18 protein-coding genes are annotated in these 17,601 nt (G+C 61.3%); 8 read left to right on the top strand and 10 right to left on the bottom strand.

What is annotated here, in order from left to right; genetic code table 11:
• The first annotated feature begins 176 nt into the window (after positions 1–176).
• Positions 177–974 (top strand): 3-hydroxybutyrate dehydrogenase, encoded by a 798-nt coding sequence (locus B0G76_RS15165; protein ID WP_120293347.1) that lies wholly within the window; start codon positions 177–179, stop codon positions 972–974.
• 10 nt (positions 975–984) lie between these two features.
• The gene (locus B0G76_RS15160) at positions 985–2,223 is read left to right on the top strand and encodes a patatin-like phospholipase family protein (protein ID WP_120293346.1); all 1,239 of its coding nucleotides are present in this window, start codon (positions 985–987) and stop codon (positions 2,221–2,223) included.
• A gap of 119 nt (positions 2,224–2,342) precedes the next feature.
• Here B0G76_RS15160 and B0G76_RS15155 read toward each other — a convergent pair whose 3' ends face one another.
• Entirely contained in the window at positions 2,343–3,542 is a 1,200-nt protein-coding gene (locus tag B0G76_RS15155; RefSeq protein WP_120293345.1) for an amino acid aminotransferase, read from the bottom strand.
• Positions 3,543–3,854: 312 nt separating this feature from the next.
• Here B0G76_RS15155 and uvrB point away from each other — a divergent pair, with 312 nt between their 5' ends.
• The 5 genes from uvrB (at position 3,855) to B0G76_RS15130 (ending at position 9,624) form a co-directional block, all read left to right on the top strand.
• The gene (gene uvrB / locus B0G76_RS15150) at positions 3,855–5,945 is read left to right on the top strand and encodes an excinuclease ABC subunit UvrB (protein WP_120293344.1); all 2,091 of its coding nucleotides are present in this window, start codon (positions 3,855–3,857) and stop codon (positions 5,943–5,945) included.
• 331 nt (positions 5,946–6,276) lie between these two features.
• A complete protein-coding gene (locus B0G76_RS15145) occupies positions 6,277–6,825 on the top strand; it encodes an iron transporter (protein ID WP_120293343.1) in 549 nt (182 codons plus the stop codon).
• A gap of 135 nt (positions 6,826–6,960) precedes the next feature.
• On the top strand, positions 6,961–7,293 hold the full coding sequence (locus tag B0G76_RS15140) for a cupredoxin domain-containing protein (protein ID WP_120293342.1): 333 nt from the start codon (positions 6,961–6,963) through the stop codon (positions 7,291–7,293).
• Between the two features lie 82 nt (positions 7,294–7,375).
• Complete coding sequence (locus tag B0G76_RS15135; RefSeq protein ID WP_120293341.1) at positions 7,376–8,221, top strand: FTR1 family protein; 846 nt, start codon at positions 7,376–7,378, stop codon at positions 8,219–8,221.
• Positions 8,218–9,624 (top strand): 4Fe-4S binding protein, encoded by a 1,407-nt coding sequence (locus B0G76_RS15130; protein ID WP_120293340.1) that lies wholly within the window; start codon positions 8,218–8,220, stop codon positions 9,622–9,624. The genes B0G76_RS15135 and B0G76_RS15130 overlap by 4 nt, the downstream gene beginning before the upstream one ends.
• A 315-nt stretch (positions 9,625–9,939) precedes the next feature.
• Here the strand turns inward: B0G76_RS15130 and hemP are convergent, their stop codons facing one another.
• The 4 genes from hemP to B0G76_RS15110 form a co-directional block, all read right to left on the bottom strand.
• A complete protein-coding gene (gene hemP / locus B0G76_RS15125) occupies positions 9,940–10,200 on the bottom strand; it encodes a hemin uptake protein HemP (RefSeq protein WP_120293339.1) in 261 nt (86 codons plus the stop codon).
• A 208-nt stretch (positions 10,201–10,408) separates the two neighbouring features.
• Positions 10,409–10,891, bottom strand: coding sequence for an SRPBCC family protein (locus tag B0G76_RS15120; protein WP_120293338.1), 483 nt, complete (start codon positions 10,889–10,891; stop codon positions 10,409–10,411).
• Between the two features lie 70 nt (positions 10,892–10,961).
• The gene (locus tag B0G76_RS15115) at positions 10,962–11,360 is read right to left on the bottom strand and encodes an OsmC family protein (protein ID WP_120293337.1); all 399 of its coding nucleotides are present in this window, start codon (positions 11,358–11,360) and stop codon (positions 10,962–10,964) included.
• 192 nt (positions 11,361–11,552) lie between these two features.
• On the bottom strand, positions 11,553–12,431 hold the full coding sequence (locus B0G76_RS15110) for a pirin family protein (protein WP_120293336.1): 879 nt from the start codon (positions 12,429–12,431) through the stop codon (positions 11,553–11,555).
• 122 nt (positions 12,432–12,553) lie between these two features.
• On the opposite strand from B0G76_RS15110, the gene B0G76_RS15105 reads away from it, so the two are divergent.
• Positions 12,554–13,540, top strand: coding sequence for a LysR family transcriptional regulator (locus tag B0G76_RS15105; protein WP_120296398.1), 987 nt, complete (start codon positions 12,554–12,556; stop codon positions 13,538–13,540).
• Positions 13,541–13,954: 414 nt separating this feature from the next.
• Here B0G76_RS15105 and B0G76_RS15100 read toward each other — a convergent pair whose 3' ends face one another.
• The 5 genes from B0G76_RS15100 to murI form a co-directional block, all read right to left on the bottom strand.
• Positions 13,955–14,374 carry a biopolymer transporter ExbD gene (locus B0G76_RS15100; RefSeq protein ID WP_120293335.1) on the bottom strand — a complete coding sequence of 140 codons (420 nt, stop codon included), beginning with the start codon at positions 14,372–14,374 and terminating at the stop codon, positions 13,955–13,957.
• A 16-nt stretch (positions 14,375–14,390) separates the two neighbouring features.
• The gene (locus B0G76_RS15095; RefSeq protein ID WP_120293334.1) at positions 14,391–15,122 is read right to left on the bottom strand and encodes a MotA/TolQ/ExbB proton channel family protein; all 732 of its coding nucleotides are present in this window, start codon (positions 15,120–15,122) and stop codon (positions 14,391–14,393) included.
• Between the two features lie 26 nt (positions 15,123–15,148).
• Entirely contained in the window at positions 15,149–15,877 is a 729-nt protein-coding gene (locus tag B0G76_RS15090) for an energy transducer TonB (protein WP_120293333.1), read from the bottom strand.
• A gap of 307 nt (positions 15,878–16,184) precedes the next feature.
• On the bottom strand, positions 16,185–16,421 hold the full coding sequence (locus tag B0G76_RS15085) for a bacterioferritin-associated ferredoxin (RefSeq protein ID WP_120293332.1): 237 nt from the start codon (positions 16,419–16,421) through the stop codon (positions 16,185–16,187).
• Between the two features lie 215 nt (positions 16,422–16,636).
• Positions 16,637–17,524 carry a glutamate racemase gene (gene murI, locus B0G76_RS15080; protein WP_120293331.1) on the bottom strand — a complete coding sequence of 296 codons (888 nt, stop codon included), beginning with the start codon at positions 17,522–17,524 and terminating at the stop codon, positions 16,637–16,639.
• Positions 17,525–17,601 lie beyond the last annotated feature (77 nt).

Below are 17,601 nucleotides of genomic sequence, written 5' to 3'. Positions count from 1 at the left end.
TAGTTTAAAGAGACAAGGCCCGATGTGCGTTTTACGGATGTAATTCACACGGTTCATGCACAATAGCAGCGTTGGTCGCAGTGCAGCATTCAGCCGAACGGCCTATGCCATTTGGCTGACTTCACGCCGCCTGCGGCCCGTGGTGTCATTGCTCATCAACTGCATGGAGGTTCTGGATGTCGTCACTGAACACGAATCTGAATGGCAAGGTCGCGGTGGTTACCGGCGCCGCGAGCGGTATCGGCAAGCAGATTGCGCTCACGCTTTCCGCCGCCGGCGCGGCGATCGCGATCGCCGACCTGAACCAGGACGGCGCGAACGCTGTCGCTGAAGAAATCAAACAGGGCGGAGGAAAGGCAATCGGCGTGGCAATGGACGTCACGAACGAAGACGCCGTCGACCAGGGCATCGACAAAGTCGCGGCCGAGTTCGGCTCGATCGACATTCTGATTTCCAACGCCGGCATCCAGATCGTCAACCCGATCGAAAACTACTCGTTTTCCGATTGGAAGAAGATGCAGGCCATTCACGTGGACGGTGCCTTTCTCACCACCAAGGCCGCGCTCAAGCACATGTACAAAGACGATCGCGGTGGCATCGTGATCTACATGGGCTCGGTCCATTCGCATGAAGCGTCGCCGCTCAAGTCCGCCTATGTGACGGCCAAGCACGCGCTGCTGGGCCTCTCGCGCGTATTGGCCAAAGAAGGCGCAAAACACAATGTGCGCTCGCACGTGGTGTGTCCGGGTTTCGTGCGCACACCGCTTGTCGACAAGCAGATTCCAGAGCAGGCCAAAGAACTCGGCATTAGCGAAGAAGACGTGATCAAGCGCGTGATGCTGGGCGGTACCGTAGACGGCATCTTCACCACGGTGGAAGACGTCGCGCAGACGGTGCTGTTCCTGTCCACTTTCCCGACTGCGGCGCTGACCGGCCAGTCCTTTATTGTGAGCCACGGCTGGTATATGCAATAAGGAGGCGCCCATGGCGCAACGCAATCTCAAGCGGGCGCGCGTCGGTGTGCCCGGCGGCGGGGAAGGCGAGGGCGCCGGTTCGGCGCCCTCCGCACAGCCCGGCCGGCAACTCCAGGTGCCCAACTACGAAACCGTCGCGTTGATGCTGCAGGGCGGCGGCGCGTTGGGTGCCTATCAGGCCGGCGTCTTCCAGGGGCTTTATGAAGCCGGCATCGAGCCGAACTGGCTTGCCGGCATTTCGATCGGCGCGCTGAACACGGCCATCATCGCCGGCAATCCGCCGGAGAAGCGCGTGGAGCGACTGCTGCAATTCTGGGAGACGATCTGCCAACCGGCGTTTGGGCCGCCGTTACCGGCCTTTATCGAGCACGCGCTGTTCAATTCCAGTGACGCCGTTCGGAGGGCCTTTACGGCAACTCAGGCAATGGGTGCGATCGTAGAAGGGCAAAAGGGATTCTTCGTGCCGCGTTTCCCGCCGCCGTTGCCTACTGTTTCCGGGCTGCCGCAAATGGCGAGCTACTACGACACCACGCCGCTCAAGGCCACGCTGGAAGCGCTCTGTGATTTCGACCGGATCAATTCCGGTGAGATACGCGTGTCGGTGGGGGCAGTGAATTGCGGCACAGGCAATTTCGCCTACTTCGATAACACGCATACGAAACTGAGGCCCGAGCATTTCATGGCGTCAGGTGCGTTGCCACCGGGCTTTGCGGCGGTCGAAATCGACGGCCAGTACTACTGGGACGGCGGCTTGATGTCGAACACGCCGCTCTACGAGGTGATTCAGACCACGCCGCGTCGCGATACGCTCGCGTTCCAGGTCGATCTATGGAGCGCGATCGGGCCGGTGCCGGACAACATCACCGATGTTCAAGGGCGCATGAAAGACGTTCAGTACTCGAGCCGCACGCGTCTCGTGACCGATATGCTGCAACGTTCGCAGCGCTTCCGGCATGTGCTGCGCGAGGTGCTCGATCGCGTGCCGTCTGACCAGCGCGAGGATCAATGGTGCAAGCTGGCGGATGAACTATCGTGTTCGAAGCGCTACAACGTGATCCATCTCATCTACCGTCAGAAGGAATACGAAGGGCAGTTCAAAGACTTCCAGTTCGGCCTCTCTACTATGCGTGAACATTGGAAAAGCGGCTTGGAAGACATCCGCGACTCGCTTGCTCAACCTGATTGGCTGGATATGCCTGACAACGACGCAGGGTTTGTCACGCACGATATCCATCGGGATGCGCGCTGACACAAATAAAAAACGGCGCCCGAAAGGGCGCCGTTTCTACATCTACAAGCGATTCAGGCAGCTTCAGCAAAGCAAAGCAAAAAAAGCGCGTGCAACCAACGCCTGCGCCCTGAAATGCCTTACTTCAACACGTGAGCAATCGCGCTAGCCACCACGTCGAGGTTGCGCGTATTCAGCGCAGCCACGCAAATGCGGCCCGTGCCCACAGCGTAGATGCCGAACTCTTCACGCAGACGGTCCACTTGCGGTGCCGTCAGACCCGAGTACGAGAACATGCCGCGTTGTGCGTTCACGAAGCTGAAATCGCGATCCACGCCGCTTGCCTTCAGACGTTCGACCAGACCGTTGCGCATTGCGCGGATGCGGTCGCGCATTTCGGCGAGTTCCGTTTCCCACGTGCCGCGCAGTTCAGCCGACGCGAGCACCGCCGCGACCACCGAGCCGCCGTGCGTGGGCGGGTTCGAGTAGTTCGTACGGATCACGCGCTTCAGTTGCGACAGCACGCGAGCGGATTCTTCCTTGCTTGCCGTGATGATCGACAGTGCGCCAACGCGCTCGCCGTACAGCGAGAACGACTTCGAGAACGACGACGACACGAACACGTTGAGTTCCGATGCCGCGAACAGACGGACCGCTGCAGCGTCGGACTCGATGTTGTCGCCGAAACCCTGGTAAGCGATGTCGAGGAACGGCACGAGATTGCGCGCCTTGACGACTTCGACGATCTGCTTCCATTGATCGACCGTCAGGTCGACGCCGGTCGGGTTGTGGCAGCACGCGTGCAACACGACAACCGTGCCTGCGGCATAGCCGTTCAGCGCGTTCAGCATGCCTTCGAAGTTCACGCCATGCGTCTGCGCGTCATAGTACGGATAGGACACGACCTCGAAGCCGGCGCCTTCGAACAGCGCGCGGTGGTTTTCCCAGCTCGGATCGCTGATCGCGACCTTGCAGTTCGGGTTCAAACGCTTCAGGAAATCAGCGCCGATTTTCAGTGCGCCCGTGCCGCCCAGTGCTTGCGCCGTCACGACGCGGCCCGCGGCGATCAGCGGCGAATCGTTGCCGAGCAGCAGCGTTTGCACGGCGGCGTCATACGCAGCGATGCCTTCGATCGGCAGATAGCCACGCGGCAGCGCGGCTTCGACACGTGCCTTTTCCGCCTCGCGCACGGCGCGCAGCAGCGGAATCTTGCCTTCTTCGTTGAAGTACACACCAACGCCAAGGTTGACCTTGGTGGCGCGCGCATCGGCGTTGAAGGCTTCGTTCAGGCCCAGAATCGGGTCGCGGGGAGCAAGTTCGACGGCGGAGAACAGAGACATGATGGGTGGGCAGCAGTAGTAAAAAGAGGGCGGCTTCAAGCGCGGGAGGCCCGGCCAACGGCGTCTGATGGAAGATTCGGACGGACGGAGGGCGAGCATCGGCGAGTGAGCGCAACTTGGCATTGTAGCGAATTCGCGGGCATTTTTCGGACGACAAAGCCCGCTGGGCCGAATTATTTGCTTGAAAAACAGGCACCAGGGCGCCATGTGCCTAGTCTCCCCGTTCTGCTCAACTCCTACGCAGACCCGCTCAGCCCGGGTTCCCGCAACCCGTTAGAATAGTTCTTTGCCCAAGGCCCGGTGCCGCTCCCCATGTCCGAACACCATCTGACTGAAGCCGACGAGACGCTCGACGAATCCAAATTCATCGCGTTCGAAGGCTCGCCGTTCCAGCTCTACCAGCCGTATCCGCCCGCCGGCGACCAGCCGACGGCGATCGACACGCTCGTCGAAGGCATTGAGGACGGCCTGTCGTTCCAGACGCTGCTCGGCGTGACCGGCTCCGGCAAGACCTTCACGATGGCCAACACCATCGCGCGGCTCGGCCGGCCGGCGATCGTGTTCGCGCCGAACAAGACGCTCGCCGCGCAGCTCTATTCGGAGTTTCGCGAGTTCTTTCCGCGCAATGCGGTCGAGTACTTCGTCTCGTACTACGACTACTACCAGCCGGAAGCGTACGTGCCGCAGCGCGACCTGTTCATCGAGAAAGATTCGTCGATCAACGAGCACATCGAGCAGATGCGGCTGTCGGCCACCAAGAGCCTGATGGAGCGGCGCGACGTGATCATCGTCGGCACGGTGTCGGCGATTTACGGTATCGGTAACCCGTCGGAATATCACAAGATGATTCTGACGCTGCGTACCGGCGACAAGCTCGGCCAGCGCGACATCATCGCCCGGCTGATCGCGATGCAGTACAACCGCAATGAAGCCGACTTCCAGCGCGGTTCGTTCCGCGTGCGCGGCGACACGATCGATATTTTCCCGGCGGAACACGCCGAAATGGCGGTGCGTATCGAATTGTTCGACGACGAAGTCGAGACGCTGCAACTGTTCGATCCGCTCACCGGCCGCGTGCGGCAGAAGATTTCGCGCTTCACCGTCTACCCGTCGTCGCACTATGTGACGCCACGCGATACCGTGGTGCGAGCGGTCGAAACGATCAAGACCGAACTGCGCGACCGGCTCGAGTTCTTTTACAGCAACGGCAAGCTTGTGGAAGCGCAGCGGCTCGAACAGCGCACCCGCTTCGATCTGGAAATGCTGCAGGAGCTGGGATTCTGCAAGGGCATCGAGAATTACTCGCGGCACTTCTCGGGCGCCGCGCCCGGTGAGCCGCCGCCGACGCTGGTCGACTATCTGCCGCCCGACGCGCTGATGCTGCTCGACGAGTCGCACGTGCTGATCGGCCAGTTGAACGGCATGTACAACGGCGACCGGGCACGTAAAGAGAATCTGGTCGACTACGGTTTCCGCTTGCCGTCGGCGCTCGACAATCGCCCGCTCAAGTTCAACGAGTTCGAGCGCAAGATGCGTCAGGTGGTGTTCGTGTCGGCCACGCCGGCGGACTACGAGAAGAAGACGGCAGGGCAGGTGGCCGAACAACTGGTGCGTCCAACCGGCCTCGTCGATCCGGAAATCGAGGTGCGCCCGGCGCGCACCCAGGTCGACGACGTGCTCGCCGAAATTAACGAGCGCGTCAAAGTGGGCGACCGCGTGCTGGTCACGGTGCTGACCAAGCGGATGGCCGAGCAACTCACCGAGTTTCTGGCGGACCACGGCGTCAAGGTGCGTTACCTGCACAGCGACATCGATACCGTGGAGCGGGTGGAAATCATTCGCGATCTGCGGCTGGGCACGTTCGACGTGCTGGTCGGGATCAACCTGCTGCGCGAGGGGTTGGATATTCCCGAAGTCTCGCTGGTCGCGATTCTCGACTCGGACAAGGAAGGTTTCCTGCGCGCCGAGCGCTCGCTGATCCAGACCATCGGCCGGGCGGCGCGTAACGTGAACGGCAAGGCGATTCTCTACGCGGACCGGGTGACCGACTCGATGCGCCGCGCTATCGACGAAACCGAGCGGCGGCGCGCCAAGCAGATCGCCTACAACCTCGCGAACGGCATTACGCCGCGCGGCGTAGTCAAGCGGATTCGCGACATCATCGACGGGGTGTACAACGTCGACGACGCCCGTGCCGAATTGAAGGAAGAGCAGGCTCGGGCGAAATTCGAGGACATGTCCGAGAAGCAGCTCGCCAAGGAACTCAAGCGCCTCGAAAAGCAGATGATGGAGCATGCCAAGAATCTCGAGTTCGAAAAGGCCGCGCAAACCCGCGACCAGCTGGCGCTGCTGCGCAAGCGCGTATTCGGCGCAAACGTCGGGGACCACGTGCCCGGCGTCTAAAAACACCTGCCTCCCAAGGCGCGGCAATGTGCCGCGCCTTGCCTCTCCTCGCCTTACAACCCACCATCACGCTCATCCGCGCTTTCCTTAAGACCGCCTTAAGCCCCTGTTCCCATAAGGCTTTGCGTGCGTCCACGTTTGTTCTCCCTGCCGATCGATGATAAACTCGACCAATATTGAGAATGGTTCGCATTAACGTTGGTAATCTCAGCAATGCGACTGACAGTCCGTTGTGTTTGCCAACCAAGCCCGCCGGCATGGCTGCATAAGGCAAGCGCACCGCACTGTTCCAATGAGTTTGATTCCAGCCTGATAAAAACAAGGAGTTTCAATGCGGATGTCTTCATTTGTGCGCGGTGGCGCAGCAGCGGTGGCCGCGATAGCGGCGCTTTCCGCAACGGCAGCGGAATACCCGATCGGCAAGCATCAGATTCAGGGCGGCATGGAAATCGGCGCCGTCTATCTGCAGCCGATCACGATGGAACCCGAAGGCATGATGCGCAAGGCGTCGGATTCGGACATCCACCTGGAAGCCGACATCCACGCGGTCAAGAACAACCCGACGGGTTTCGCCGAAGGCGACTGGATGCCGTATCTGCAAGTTCGTTATGAATTGACGAAAGCCGGTTCGAATCAGACCCAGAAGGGCGACATGATGGCGATGGTCGCCAACGACGGTCCGCACTACGGTGACAACGTCAAGCTGCAAGGCCCGGGCAAATACCACCTGAAAATGACCGTCGAAGCGCCGATGCAAACCGGTCACATGGCGTTCGGCCGTCACGTCGACAAGGAAACCGGCGTGGGTCCGTGGTTCAAGCCGATCACGCTCGAATACGACTTCACGTTCGCGGGCATCGGCAAGAAGGGCGGTTACTGATCGTTGATCGCCGCGGACGCGGATCATCACGGCTCGTCGCGCCTTGCTGCATGGCGAGCCGTGACTGAATGAATGCATGCAGCAGGCGGCGCGCGGAGGATGAAACCCGCCGCGCCGCGTTTTCCGGAAAGGCTAATGAGAATTAACCGAAAGATCGCGATCCTCGCCATGACCGCTTTGACGGTTGGGGCCGCGCACGCCGCGGATCTGCCGACCTTCAAGCTTGAAATGAACGACGGCAAGCTCAATCCTGCGCGCATCGAAGTGCCGGCAGGGCAGCGCATCAAGATTGCGATACGCAACACCGGCAAGGGCGCGGCCGAATTCGAAAGCGTGCAATTGCGTAAAGAAAAAGTGTTGGCGCCGGGCGGGGATTCATTCGTCGTGATCGCTCCGCTAGAGCCGGGCGAATACAAGTTCTTCGACGATTTCCATCAGCAGGCGCAGGGCGTGATCGTCGCGAAATAGCGGCTTGGGGCGCGAACGCATGCCTTGAACAGACGGGTGACGCGTTCGCCAAAGCAGTAGCAGGGTAGAAGGGAGAGCTTGAATGGGTCAGATTCTATTCATCGTGTGGCGGGAAAGTGTCGAGGCCTTGCTGGTCGTCGGCATCCTGTACGCGTGGCTGAAAAATGGCGACGACGACGCGCGCCGCGGATTGCCGTACCTGTGGGGCGGCGTCGCGGCCGGTTTGATTGCGGCGGTCGCACTCGGCGCAGCGCTGATCGGTTTTACCGAGGTGCTCTCCGGCGACGCGCAGGATTATTTCCAGACCGCGATGGTGCTGGTCGCCTGCGTGCTGATCGTGCAGATGGTGCTGTGGATGAAGCAGCACGGCCGCTCCCTCAAGCGCGACATGGAACAGTCGCTGCAAAAGAGCAAACACGATTCGAACTGGTGGGGCGTCGCGTTGCTGGTCGCATTGGCGATCGCGCGCGAAGGCAGCGAAACGGTGATCTTCCTTTACGGTCTCGGTTTCGGCCAATCGGGTCACGTGGACGGCGGCCAGATGCTCGCGGTGGCGATTGGCCTCAGTCTCGCGCTCCTGACCTTCTACGTGCTGCAGTTGGGCGGCAAGTATTTCTCGTGGCGGCTCTTCTTCCGCGTCACCGAAATCATGCTGCTGTTTCTCGGTGCGGGCCTGTTCCAGACCGGTGTCGACAAGCTGATCGACAAGGAAATCCTGCCGACGATCATCGGCCAGATGTGGAATTCGTCGGCCATCCTCGACGATTCGAGCACGTTCGGTTCGCTGGTTGCGACGCTCACCGGTTATCGCGCCCATCCGGCGCTGATGAATCTGATCGCCTACGCCGTGTACTGGCTGGTCGTCTATCTGCTGGTGCGTCGCGCGAATCGCAAGCCGGCGCAGCAGGCCGCAGGGCGCGCGGCATGAGTGCGGTCATGACCCGCCCGGGCCGTCTCGCCGCGGCCGGGCAGTGGATGCAGCGTCACGGCAGCCTGATCCGCGGCATTCAGTGGGTCGTGGTGGCGGTGTACGCGTTCCTGATTCTCGTGCCGGCGGTGATGCCGCTGCCGGACGACACCGCGCATCTGTGGACCAACCTGACGCTTGCCGCGCAGTTCGTGTTCTGGGGCATCTGGTGGCCCTTCGTGCTGCTCTCGATGGTCATGCTCGGCCGCGTCTGGTGCGGTGTGTTGTGTCCGGAAGGCGCGCTCGCGGAATTCGCCAGCAAGTACGGCCGCGGCTGGGCGATTCCGCGCTGGATGCGCTGGGGCGGCTGGCCGTTCGTCGCGTTCGGCATCACCACGATCTACGGTCAGATGGTCAGCGTCTACCAGTATCCGAAAGCAGTGCTGCTGGTGCTCGGCGGATCGACCTTCGCGGCAATGATCATCGGCTTGCTGTACGGACGCGAGAAGCGCGTCTGGTGCAAGTATCTGTGCCCCGTCAACGGGGTTTTTTCGCTATTGGCGCGTCTCGCGCCGTTCCATTACAAGGTCGACGAAGACGCGTGGCGCCATTCGTACAAGAACGGTGAACATGGGCATCGCGTGATTCCGATCAATTGCGCGCCGCTGGTGCCGCTGCGCAATATGAAGGGCGCGTCGGATTGCCATATGTGCGGCCGTTGCAGTGGGCATCGCGACGCGATCGCGCTGACGTGGCGTGCGCCGTCGTCGGAAGTCGTGCAGCTCGGCGACAAACAGGCGAACCCGTGGGACACCGCGTTGATTCTGTACGGCCTGCTCGGCATCGCGATCGGCGCATTCCATTGGACCGCTTCGCGCTGGTTCGTCGATCTGAAGATGTTCTTCGCGACGTGGCTGGTCGATCACGACATCACCTGGCCCCTCGACACCAACGCGCCGTGGTTTCTGTTCACGCACTACCCTGAGCAGAACGACGTGTTCTCGTGGCTCGACGGCACGATGGTGATCGGCTACATCCTCGCTACGGCGCTGATGTACGGCACGGTTTTGCTGGTGCTGCTGATGGGCGCGACGCGCATGCTGGGGCGCTTCAGCACCGTGCGTCTGCATCATTTGACGCAAGGCCTGATTCCGATTGCCGGCGCAGGTGTGTTCCTCGGCTTGTCGGCAACCACGCTGTCGCTGCTGCGCGCGGAACATCTGTCGTTGTGGTGGGCGTCGGATATGCGTATCGCGATCCTCGCGATCGCCAACCTGTGGAGCGCGTGGCTCGCCTGGCTCGTCACACGTCGCTATAGCGCGCGATTCGTTCAACGCGGCCTCGCGATGCTGTGGTTCGCCGCGGCGCTGGCCGTGGTCGATAGCGCATGGTGGCTGATGTTCTGGGGCTGGGCTTCGAAGTAAGTAAGTCATAACGCTTCGACGCACTAGCGAACCTCGATCCGCGCCGTGCAATACAAAAAGCCGTGGAGATGGTCACATCCCACGGCTTTTAAATTTTCTGCGCTTGTGCGACACACGTCGTTTCGTGCATCCGCATTGGGTGAGAACCAAAAAAGCGGCCTGGCTGGCTGCGACGGCTGGCTTGGTGTCTGCACGAAGGGGTCTAGTTCTCACGTGCAAGCCGTCGTGGCTGGCTAATGCCCAACACCCCTCGAGGAGGTGGTCCCCACAATACCCGGTACTGACTGCTGTTCGGTGTTGCCTGGACGTTGCCTGTTACTTGGTCAGGATCAGCTTGCCTAAACGCGTTGCACGCAACTGATAGGTCTCGCCGTTATGCACGATGCTGACGTGGCTATGTCCTTGCAGCAATGCGTCGCTGCGTACGACCCGATCCGACTTCTCGCCTGTGCCGTCGGCGCGATCCGCTGCGGGCTTCGCGGTGGTTGCCGTCGCCGTGGATGTTTTCGGACGGCTGGTCAGCGCGGCCGCCGGACGGCGCAGGCTGAGTGTTGAAGAGCGCGTGAGATCGGTCATTCGTTTTAGCTGTTGGTCGATTCGATGGATTAATTCTAAATGATAACCATTACCATTTACAAGAAAGAGAAATTCATCGGATCCGATTTTCGATAGCTGAATGGCGGGGAGTAGTAGGCTACGGAGGAAAGCAGGCCGCCTTCCACACAGCGGCCTAATACAGCACAACAGCGAGCACAACGGCGCGGGCAGGGCGCCCGCCCGCACGTCAATGCAACGAACCGGGTTCCTGCTTGCCCGCCACGTATTGGCGGATCAGCCGCACGGTATCGATATCGTTCTCGCGATACGCCGACTTCACGATTTCCTGCGTTTGCACAGCGTCCTGGTCGTCGGAGACGGGCAGGGTGGTTGCGTATTCGAAGCGCAGGAACAACTGCAGTTCGTCAGGCTGTTCGATCGTCATTGTCAGCGAGCCGCCGACATAATCCGCCGTCGGCAGAATGTCGTAGCGCACGCTTAGGCGATCCTGCAACGTGACTCGGTCGCGCACGGTGGCCTTGCCGTAGTGCAACTCCCGTTCGAGCGTGTCGCCTTCGCGCGAAAGGATGATGCAGCTGTCGAGTCCGATCACAAACAGTTGCGGCTGCTCGGCGCGCAGCACGAGACCCTCCCACAGCTGCTCGCGGGTCATCGAGTCGACAAATGGATTCAACGGGTCGTTGATCTGGATAAGGTGTTCGAAATTCAAAACGACGGCTTCCTATGAAAGCGTTGCAATACGCGCGGGTTCTGTTAGCCGGTGCCGGACTATTCCTGCTTCAGGCGATGGCAAGACCCGACCGGATCGTGATCGAATGCGTGAGGATCTTGTGAACTGGGCACGCATTGGCAATTTGCAAGAGCCGTTCCCGCTGCTGGTCGGACAAATCGCCTTCCAGCATGATCTTGCGGTCGATGGTCGAGCCCGCGTCGCCGGTTTCCAGCGACAGCGCCACGCGCACGTCGGCGAGCGGCCAGCCCTTGCGCTGAGCGTACATCTTCAGCGTGATCGACGTGCAGGCACCGAGGCTCGAGAGCAACAGCGCGATGGGCGCCGGCCCGCGATCGCCGCCACCAAGCGACTCGGGTTCGTCGGCGAGCCACGTGTGCTTGCCGTCGTCGAAATGGACCTGGAAATTCGTTGAGCCGATGTGGGCGGTGACGGTGGACTCTGCCATGCGCTCTCCTGAACAGGGACGGAAATCGCCGTGCGCCACGGTCCGTCATGGTTGGACGGCGTGGCGCACGGCATAAATTACTATTGTGAACGAATTTACCGGCCTTCGCGCCGATGCGGGCGGCTATGGAGCGGCTAAGTCAGCGGCCGCTCCACCGCGATCATGAGCGGCAACGCGCGCCGGAGCGGCCAGTCAGTGCGTGATCGCGCCCATGCGTCCGGCCTGATAATCAATCACGGCCTGGCGGATCTCGTCCTCAGTGTTCATCACGAACGGGCCGTAGCGCACCACCGGTTCTTTCAGCGGCACGCCGCCAAGCAGGAGCACCTCGAGCGGCTCCGCGCCGGCTGTCAGGGTGACCGACTCGCCGTCGTTCTGGAAGACGACCATCTTCTGCGCGTCGATTTCCTGGCGCGCATCGCCTTCGCCGTAAAAGCCCTTGCCCGACAGGCTGTAAGCGAACACGCGATAGTCGGCCGGTACCGGCTGCTGAATCGTCGCGCCCGGTTGCAGCGAGAAATGCTGATACAGGATCGGCGTGCGCGTTTCGATCGCCGCCTTTACCCCGAGCGCTTCGCCCGCGATTACCTTGACGCGCACCTTGCCGTCCGCGGACGTCGCGACCGGAATGCTGGCCGACGGCATCTCCTGATAGCGCGGCTCGATCATCTTGTCGCGACGCGGCAGATTCACCCACAGTTGCACGCCATGCACGCGCCCACCGCTGCGCACGAACGACGGGTCCGGCATCTCACTGTGCACGACGCCCGCGCCCGCAGTCATCCATTGCACGTCGCCGGCACGCAGCGTGCCCGAGTGACCCGCCGAATCCTTGTGGCCGAACTGGCCCTCGAGAGCGTACGTGACCGTTTCGAAGCCGCGATGCGGGTGATCCGGCGCGCCTTTGGCTTCGCCCGGCGCGTAATCGATCGGGCCCATTTCGTCGAGCAGCAGGAACGGATCGAAATCCATCAGCAGACGGGTTGGAAACGGGCGGTGGACGACAAAGCCGCCACCTTCGGTCGTGCGAACGGCGGGAAACGTGCGTTCGATCGTGCGTGTCGTGCTCATCAAAGTCACCTTGAAAAATGGGGAATAGCGTCATTTTTGAAACATAGCGCTATTATAGGGACCGTTTTCCTGCACGCCAGCCGCCCCTGCGCAATGGATTGTTCTATTACTGGAACGATGAGATGAAGATCGATTCACACAATCTGAATGACCTGATGTACTTTTCGCAGGTCGTCGAACATGGCGGCTTTTCCGCCGCCGAACGCGTGCTGGGTATTTCCAAGTCGCGCCTGTCGCGCCGCCTGACCGAGCTGGAAGCGTCGCTGGGCGTGCGTTTGTTGCAGCGCTCCACCCGCAAGCTGGCGCTCACCGAAGCCGGACAGCTCTTCTACCAGCACTGTCAGGCGATGCTGAGCGAAGCGCAGGCGGCCGTCAACGTCGTGCAGCAACTGCGCTCGTCGCCGCGCGGCACGGTGCGCGTGAGCGTGCCGGTGACGGTTTCGCAGACCATCCTGTCGCAGATCCTGCCGGAATTCATGCATCGCTACCCGGAGGTGCGCGTGGTGATGCGCGTGACGAATCGCGTGGTCGATCTATTCGAGGATTCGATCGACATTGCGCTGCGCGTACGTTCCGATCCGCCGGAAAACGCCAACATTGTCGTGCGCCCGCTGTGGCGCACGCAGCAGATGCTGGTCGGCGCACCGAGCCTGTTGCAGCAGAATGCGCCGCCGCTGTTGCCAGCCGATCTGAACCGCTTCGAAACGCTCGACGTGCCGAGCGGCGACGGGCGCCATGTCTTCGACCTGATCGCCCCCGACGGCACGCGCCACGCGCACGAACACGAGCCGCGGCTCGTCACCGCCGATCTGATGACGATTCGCGAAGCAGTGCTCTCCGGTGTGGGTATCGCCGCGTTGCCGGAGATGATGTACGGCAGCGCGTTGCGCGCGGGGCAGTTGTCGCCGGTCATGCCGGGCTGGAGTTTTCCGACGCCGCAGTTGTACGCGGTATTCGTGTCGCGGCAGGGAATGGTGCCGGCTGTGCGCGCGTTCGTGGACTATCTGGTCGAAATGCTCGACCCGGACGAAGGCAAACACATAATGGGCGAGTGTCCGACGCAGGCAACGCAAGACGTTGCGCAGTCCGCTCTCGCGGTCGCGTCATAGCACTTATTCTGCGCGACGACATCGCTTTTAGCATTTAAGCGCCGCTTGTCATGAGTACTTTCAATGACAGTTTGCTTGAATGCGCGCGCTCGCGGGCCTATAGTGAAATCCCTTCGCTAAGGAGTCTCTTATGCGAAAACTCATGGCCTCTATGATAGTGGGCCTGATAGGGCTGACCGCGCTGTCCGTGACAATCACGGCTGTCGCATGCGGTGACTCGAGCTATCAGTCATCTTCTGATGGTAAATGATCCCGCCGCCCGAAAGCGCCGAGTGCGCACAAAAAAGGCCTTCATCGTCAGATGAAGGCCTTTTACTTTTAGCCCCTGTTTCAGGGGATTTCCTGTTTTTTCGGCAGGCGCTGCTTAACAGTAGCCGTGCGTTGCTACGCGCGGATCGCTTGCCCGTATTACCTTTATTTCGCCTTCGGCTGCGTGACGAAGCCGATTTTGGTGAGTCCGCCGGCCTGCGCCGCCGACATCACTTCCGCCACTTTCTCGTACGCAACCTTGCGGTCCGCATCCAGATGCAGTTCCGGCTGCGGATTCGCTTGTGCGGTCTCTGCAATCTTCGCGCGCAGTGCTGCTTCGTCGACCTTCTTGTCGTCCCACAACACGTTGCCGTCCGCATCGACGGCGACCGTCACTTGCGCGGGCTTGGTGTCTTCCTTCTGACTGCTTGCGTGCGGCAGATCGATTTTGACCGCGTGACGGATCACCGGGATCGTCACCATGAAGACGATCAGGAGAACCAACATCACGTCGACGAGCGGCGTCATGTTGATTTCGTTCATCAGGCCGTCGTCATCGTCGCCGGCGAAGGGGCTCATTGCCATCGGAATGCCTCGTCGATCAGTTGGCGCGCGTGGCGAGGCGCAAACCGTCGCCGCGCCTGGACGACGACAGACGGGCGCCCGTCACGAAGAATGCGTGCAGACCGTGCGCAAAGCGGCTCAGCTTGGCGACGATGGCCTTGTTGGCGCGCGTGAGCGCGTTGTAGCCGAGCACGGCCGGAATCGCGACGAACAGGCCGAACGCGGTCATGATCAGCGCTTCGCCGACCGGACCTGCGACCTGATCGATCGACGACTGGCCGCTCGCGCCGATCGCCAGCAGTGCGTGATAGATGCCCCATACCGTGCCGAACAGGCCGACGAACGGCGCCGTGCTGCCGATCGAGGCGAGAATCGCCAGGCCGCTTTGCATGCGCGCGACGCTTTCATCCATCGTGTCCTTCAGGCAGCGCGTTACCCAATCCGACACATCCATGCGGTCGTGCAGATGCGGCTGCGTCTGATGATGGTGATCGGCGGCTTCCTGGCCCGACAGCGCGAGCGCGAGGAACGGATTGTCCTGCGGCGTCGACGATTCGGCGCCGAGCTTTTTCACGCCGTCGGCGAGGTCGTCCGAATGCCAGAACTGCTTTTCGGCGTTCTTCGTGAGACGATTCAGGCGCATCACATTCCAGCCCTTGATGACGATCACGCTCCACGACATCACCGACATGATCAACAGCGCGAGCGCGATGCCGCGCGTCACGAAATCCCCTTGCGCCCACACGTGCGCCAATCCGTAGTTTTGCATTGCAATTCCTATTTTTAAAATCTGCCTCAATCGTTCAGATTGAAGTTGTAAGGCTGGGTGTACGCGGCCCGAATCGGCTGGCCGTTCTCGAGATAGGGTTTGCAGACACTCGCGTGCGCTGCGGCAACCGCGGCATCGTCCAGACGGTTGAAACCGCTGCTCTTTTTCAGTTCGATGTTCTCGAGCTTGCCGGTCAGTCCGACCACGAATTTCACATAGGCGGTGCCGGTTTCACCGCGGCGCCTCGACAGCGACGGGTACTCGGGCGTGATCATGTTGCAGTCGATGTGCGAAACATTTTTCGGCGCGGTGATTTCCATCGCCGGACGGCCGATTGCCGGCGCGGCCTGGGCAGGGGGAGCCGCTGGCGCGGGCGGCGTCGGCTCAGCCGCTGCAACAGGCGTAGGTGACAGTGCGGCGGCCTCGGGCAATGGCGCAGGCGTTGGCTTGGGCGTCGGTGTCGGCTTTGGCTGGACTTTGGTCTTGGTATGAACCGGTGGCACCGGCTTGGGTGGTGGCGGTGCGATCGATTGCAGTGCGACGGGCGCGGCGACCGGTGCCGGCGCCAGCAACTGGGCGGTCATGACGCGCGATTCGAGTGACGGTTGCACGGGTTCATGACGCAACGTCAGGACCACAGCAAGCAACGCGATGTGAATCGCTGCAACCGCGGCAGTAGCGGTCAAGGCACGGGAATTCATTCGGACGGACGAAGCCGGCGTAGCGCCGGCTGAAACGGTATGCGAGGCCTGCATATTAGCGTGGCGACGCGCCGTCGATGCGGCGCGTCAGACAAGACATCGTCATGTTCGGAAGATCAGCAGCGAAATGAACAAAGTAGTCACGAAACCAATCAGCAATTCCAACTCGAAGTCCTTTTAACGGGTGAGCGGGTAGCTGGCTGGTAACGGATACTGGCTTGCTGACGGCAGTGGGATAAACGCGTGAAGCTGAGTGCTAGCGGCGCCAAAAATCAGCGCGTAGAGTCGTGTGAAGCAGTGAGGTGATGCCCCCGAGGCGCGGCATGGGCCGCGCCCTAAACCTGGCCTTAGGCGCCTGGCCTCAAGCGGCCTTGCGTTCGTAAAACGTCAGCGGCATAGCCTGCGGGTGAGACTCGAAGCCGCAGCGGCTCGCGCATACGCCGCTTTCCATCATGACGTCGCGCACGGATTCCGCGCACTTGCCACAGCAGGAAGCGACACCGAGTTCGAACTGGAGTTCGTCGAACGAGTCGACGCCTTCCGCGATCGAGGCACGGATCTTTCGGTCAGAAACAGACTTGCAGACACAGACAATCATGGTAGGGCGTCATAGATAACGTTAATGCGAACTATTATCATTTTGATTGACCCGTTTGGCAAGCGTCCTGCATGATTTTTTGTAACAAAACCAGACCCTTGGAAGGGTTTTGCTGGTAGGGAGCGATTGGGCGGGAGCGGCGGAAAGGGCACAAAATGCCTCAAAAGCACGCAGAAAGGCCGCGCAGCGGCCTAAAACGTAGCGCGGAAGGGCATTTATGCGGCTTGGGAATCTGGCGCTGCCGTGCGTCGCGATGGGATCACGACCTGCTCGACTGTGGCATCGATGTGCAGCAGGGTGGCGGCGAGCTGCTGCTGATGCGTGCCGTCGCCGGTCGAACAAAAGCGGGGCAGAACAGCAGCGGCGCTGTCCGGGGCGGCGCGCAGCCCGTGCTGGTCGAGTATCCGTTCCAATTGGCGCGCGATGGCCACGCTCGTATCGATCAACGTCAGCCGGTCGCCGACGATGTCGCGGATCGCCGCATCAAGAAACGGGTAATGGGTGCAACCGAGCACCAAGGTGTCGGCGCCGGCATCGAGCATGGGCTGCAGGTAGCCACGCAGCAGTGCGCGCAGTTCAGCGGACCCCACGTCGCAGCGTTCCACCGCCTGCACGAGCCCGTGGCCCGGCTGGCAAAGAAAACGGCAATCTGCGGCGTAGCGCTCCAGCAGTGCCTGAAAGCGTGCGCTGCGCAGGGTCACTTGTGTGGCGAGGACGCCGGCAATACGCGTTTTCGACTGCTGCGCGGCCGGTTTGATGCCCGGCTCGACCCCCACCAACGGAATCGACAGTTTTCCGCGAACCAGCGCGATCGACTGCGCCGTCGCCGTGTTGCATGCGACCACCAGTGCCTTCGCGCCTTGTCTTGCGAGCCACTCTCCAATGGCGAGGGTGCGGTCGGCGATGAAATCGTCGTCGCGTTCACCATAGGGGGCGTAGAGCGAGTCGGCGACATAGATGAGCGCTTCGCCGGGTAGTTGCGCCCGGACCGCCCGCAGCACCGACAAACCGCCCAGACCCGAGTCGAAAATGCCGACCGGCACCTGCGAACCGCCACTTAAGGTGGCGATCCCGGCACTCGAAGACGGCGATTCTGCGGGCATAGGCGATAAGGAGTCGCGCGGCACAGCGGTCACGGAAAACTCACAAAAACGGGGAAGTGCGCAAGTATATCGCCCGC

This window comes from Paraburkholderia sp. BL23I1N1 (assembly GCF_003610295.1).
Taxonomy (GTDB): Bacteria; Pseudomonadota; Gammaproteobacteria; order Burkholderiales; family Burkholderiaceae; genus Paraburkholderia.
This window is presented reverse-complemented; position numbering and strand designations above follow the sequence as displayed.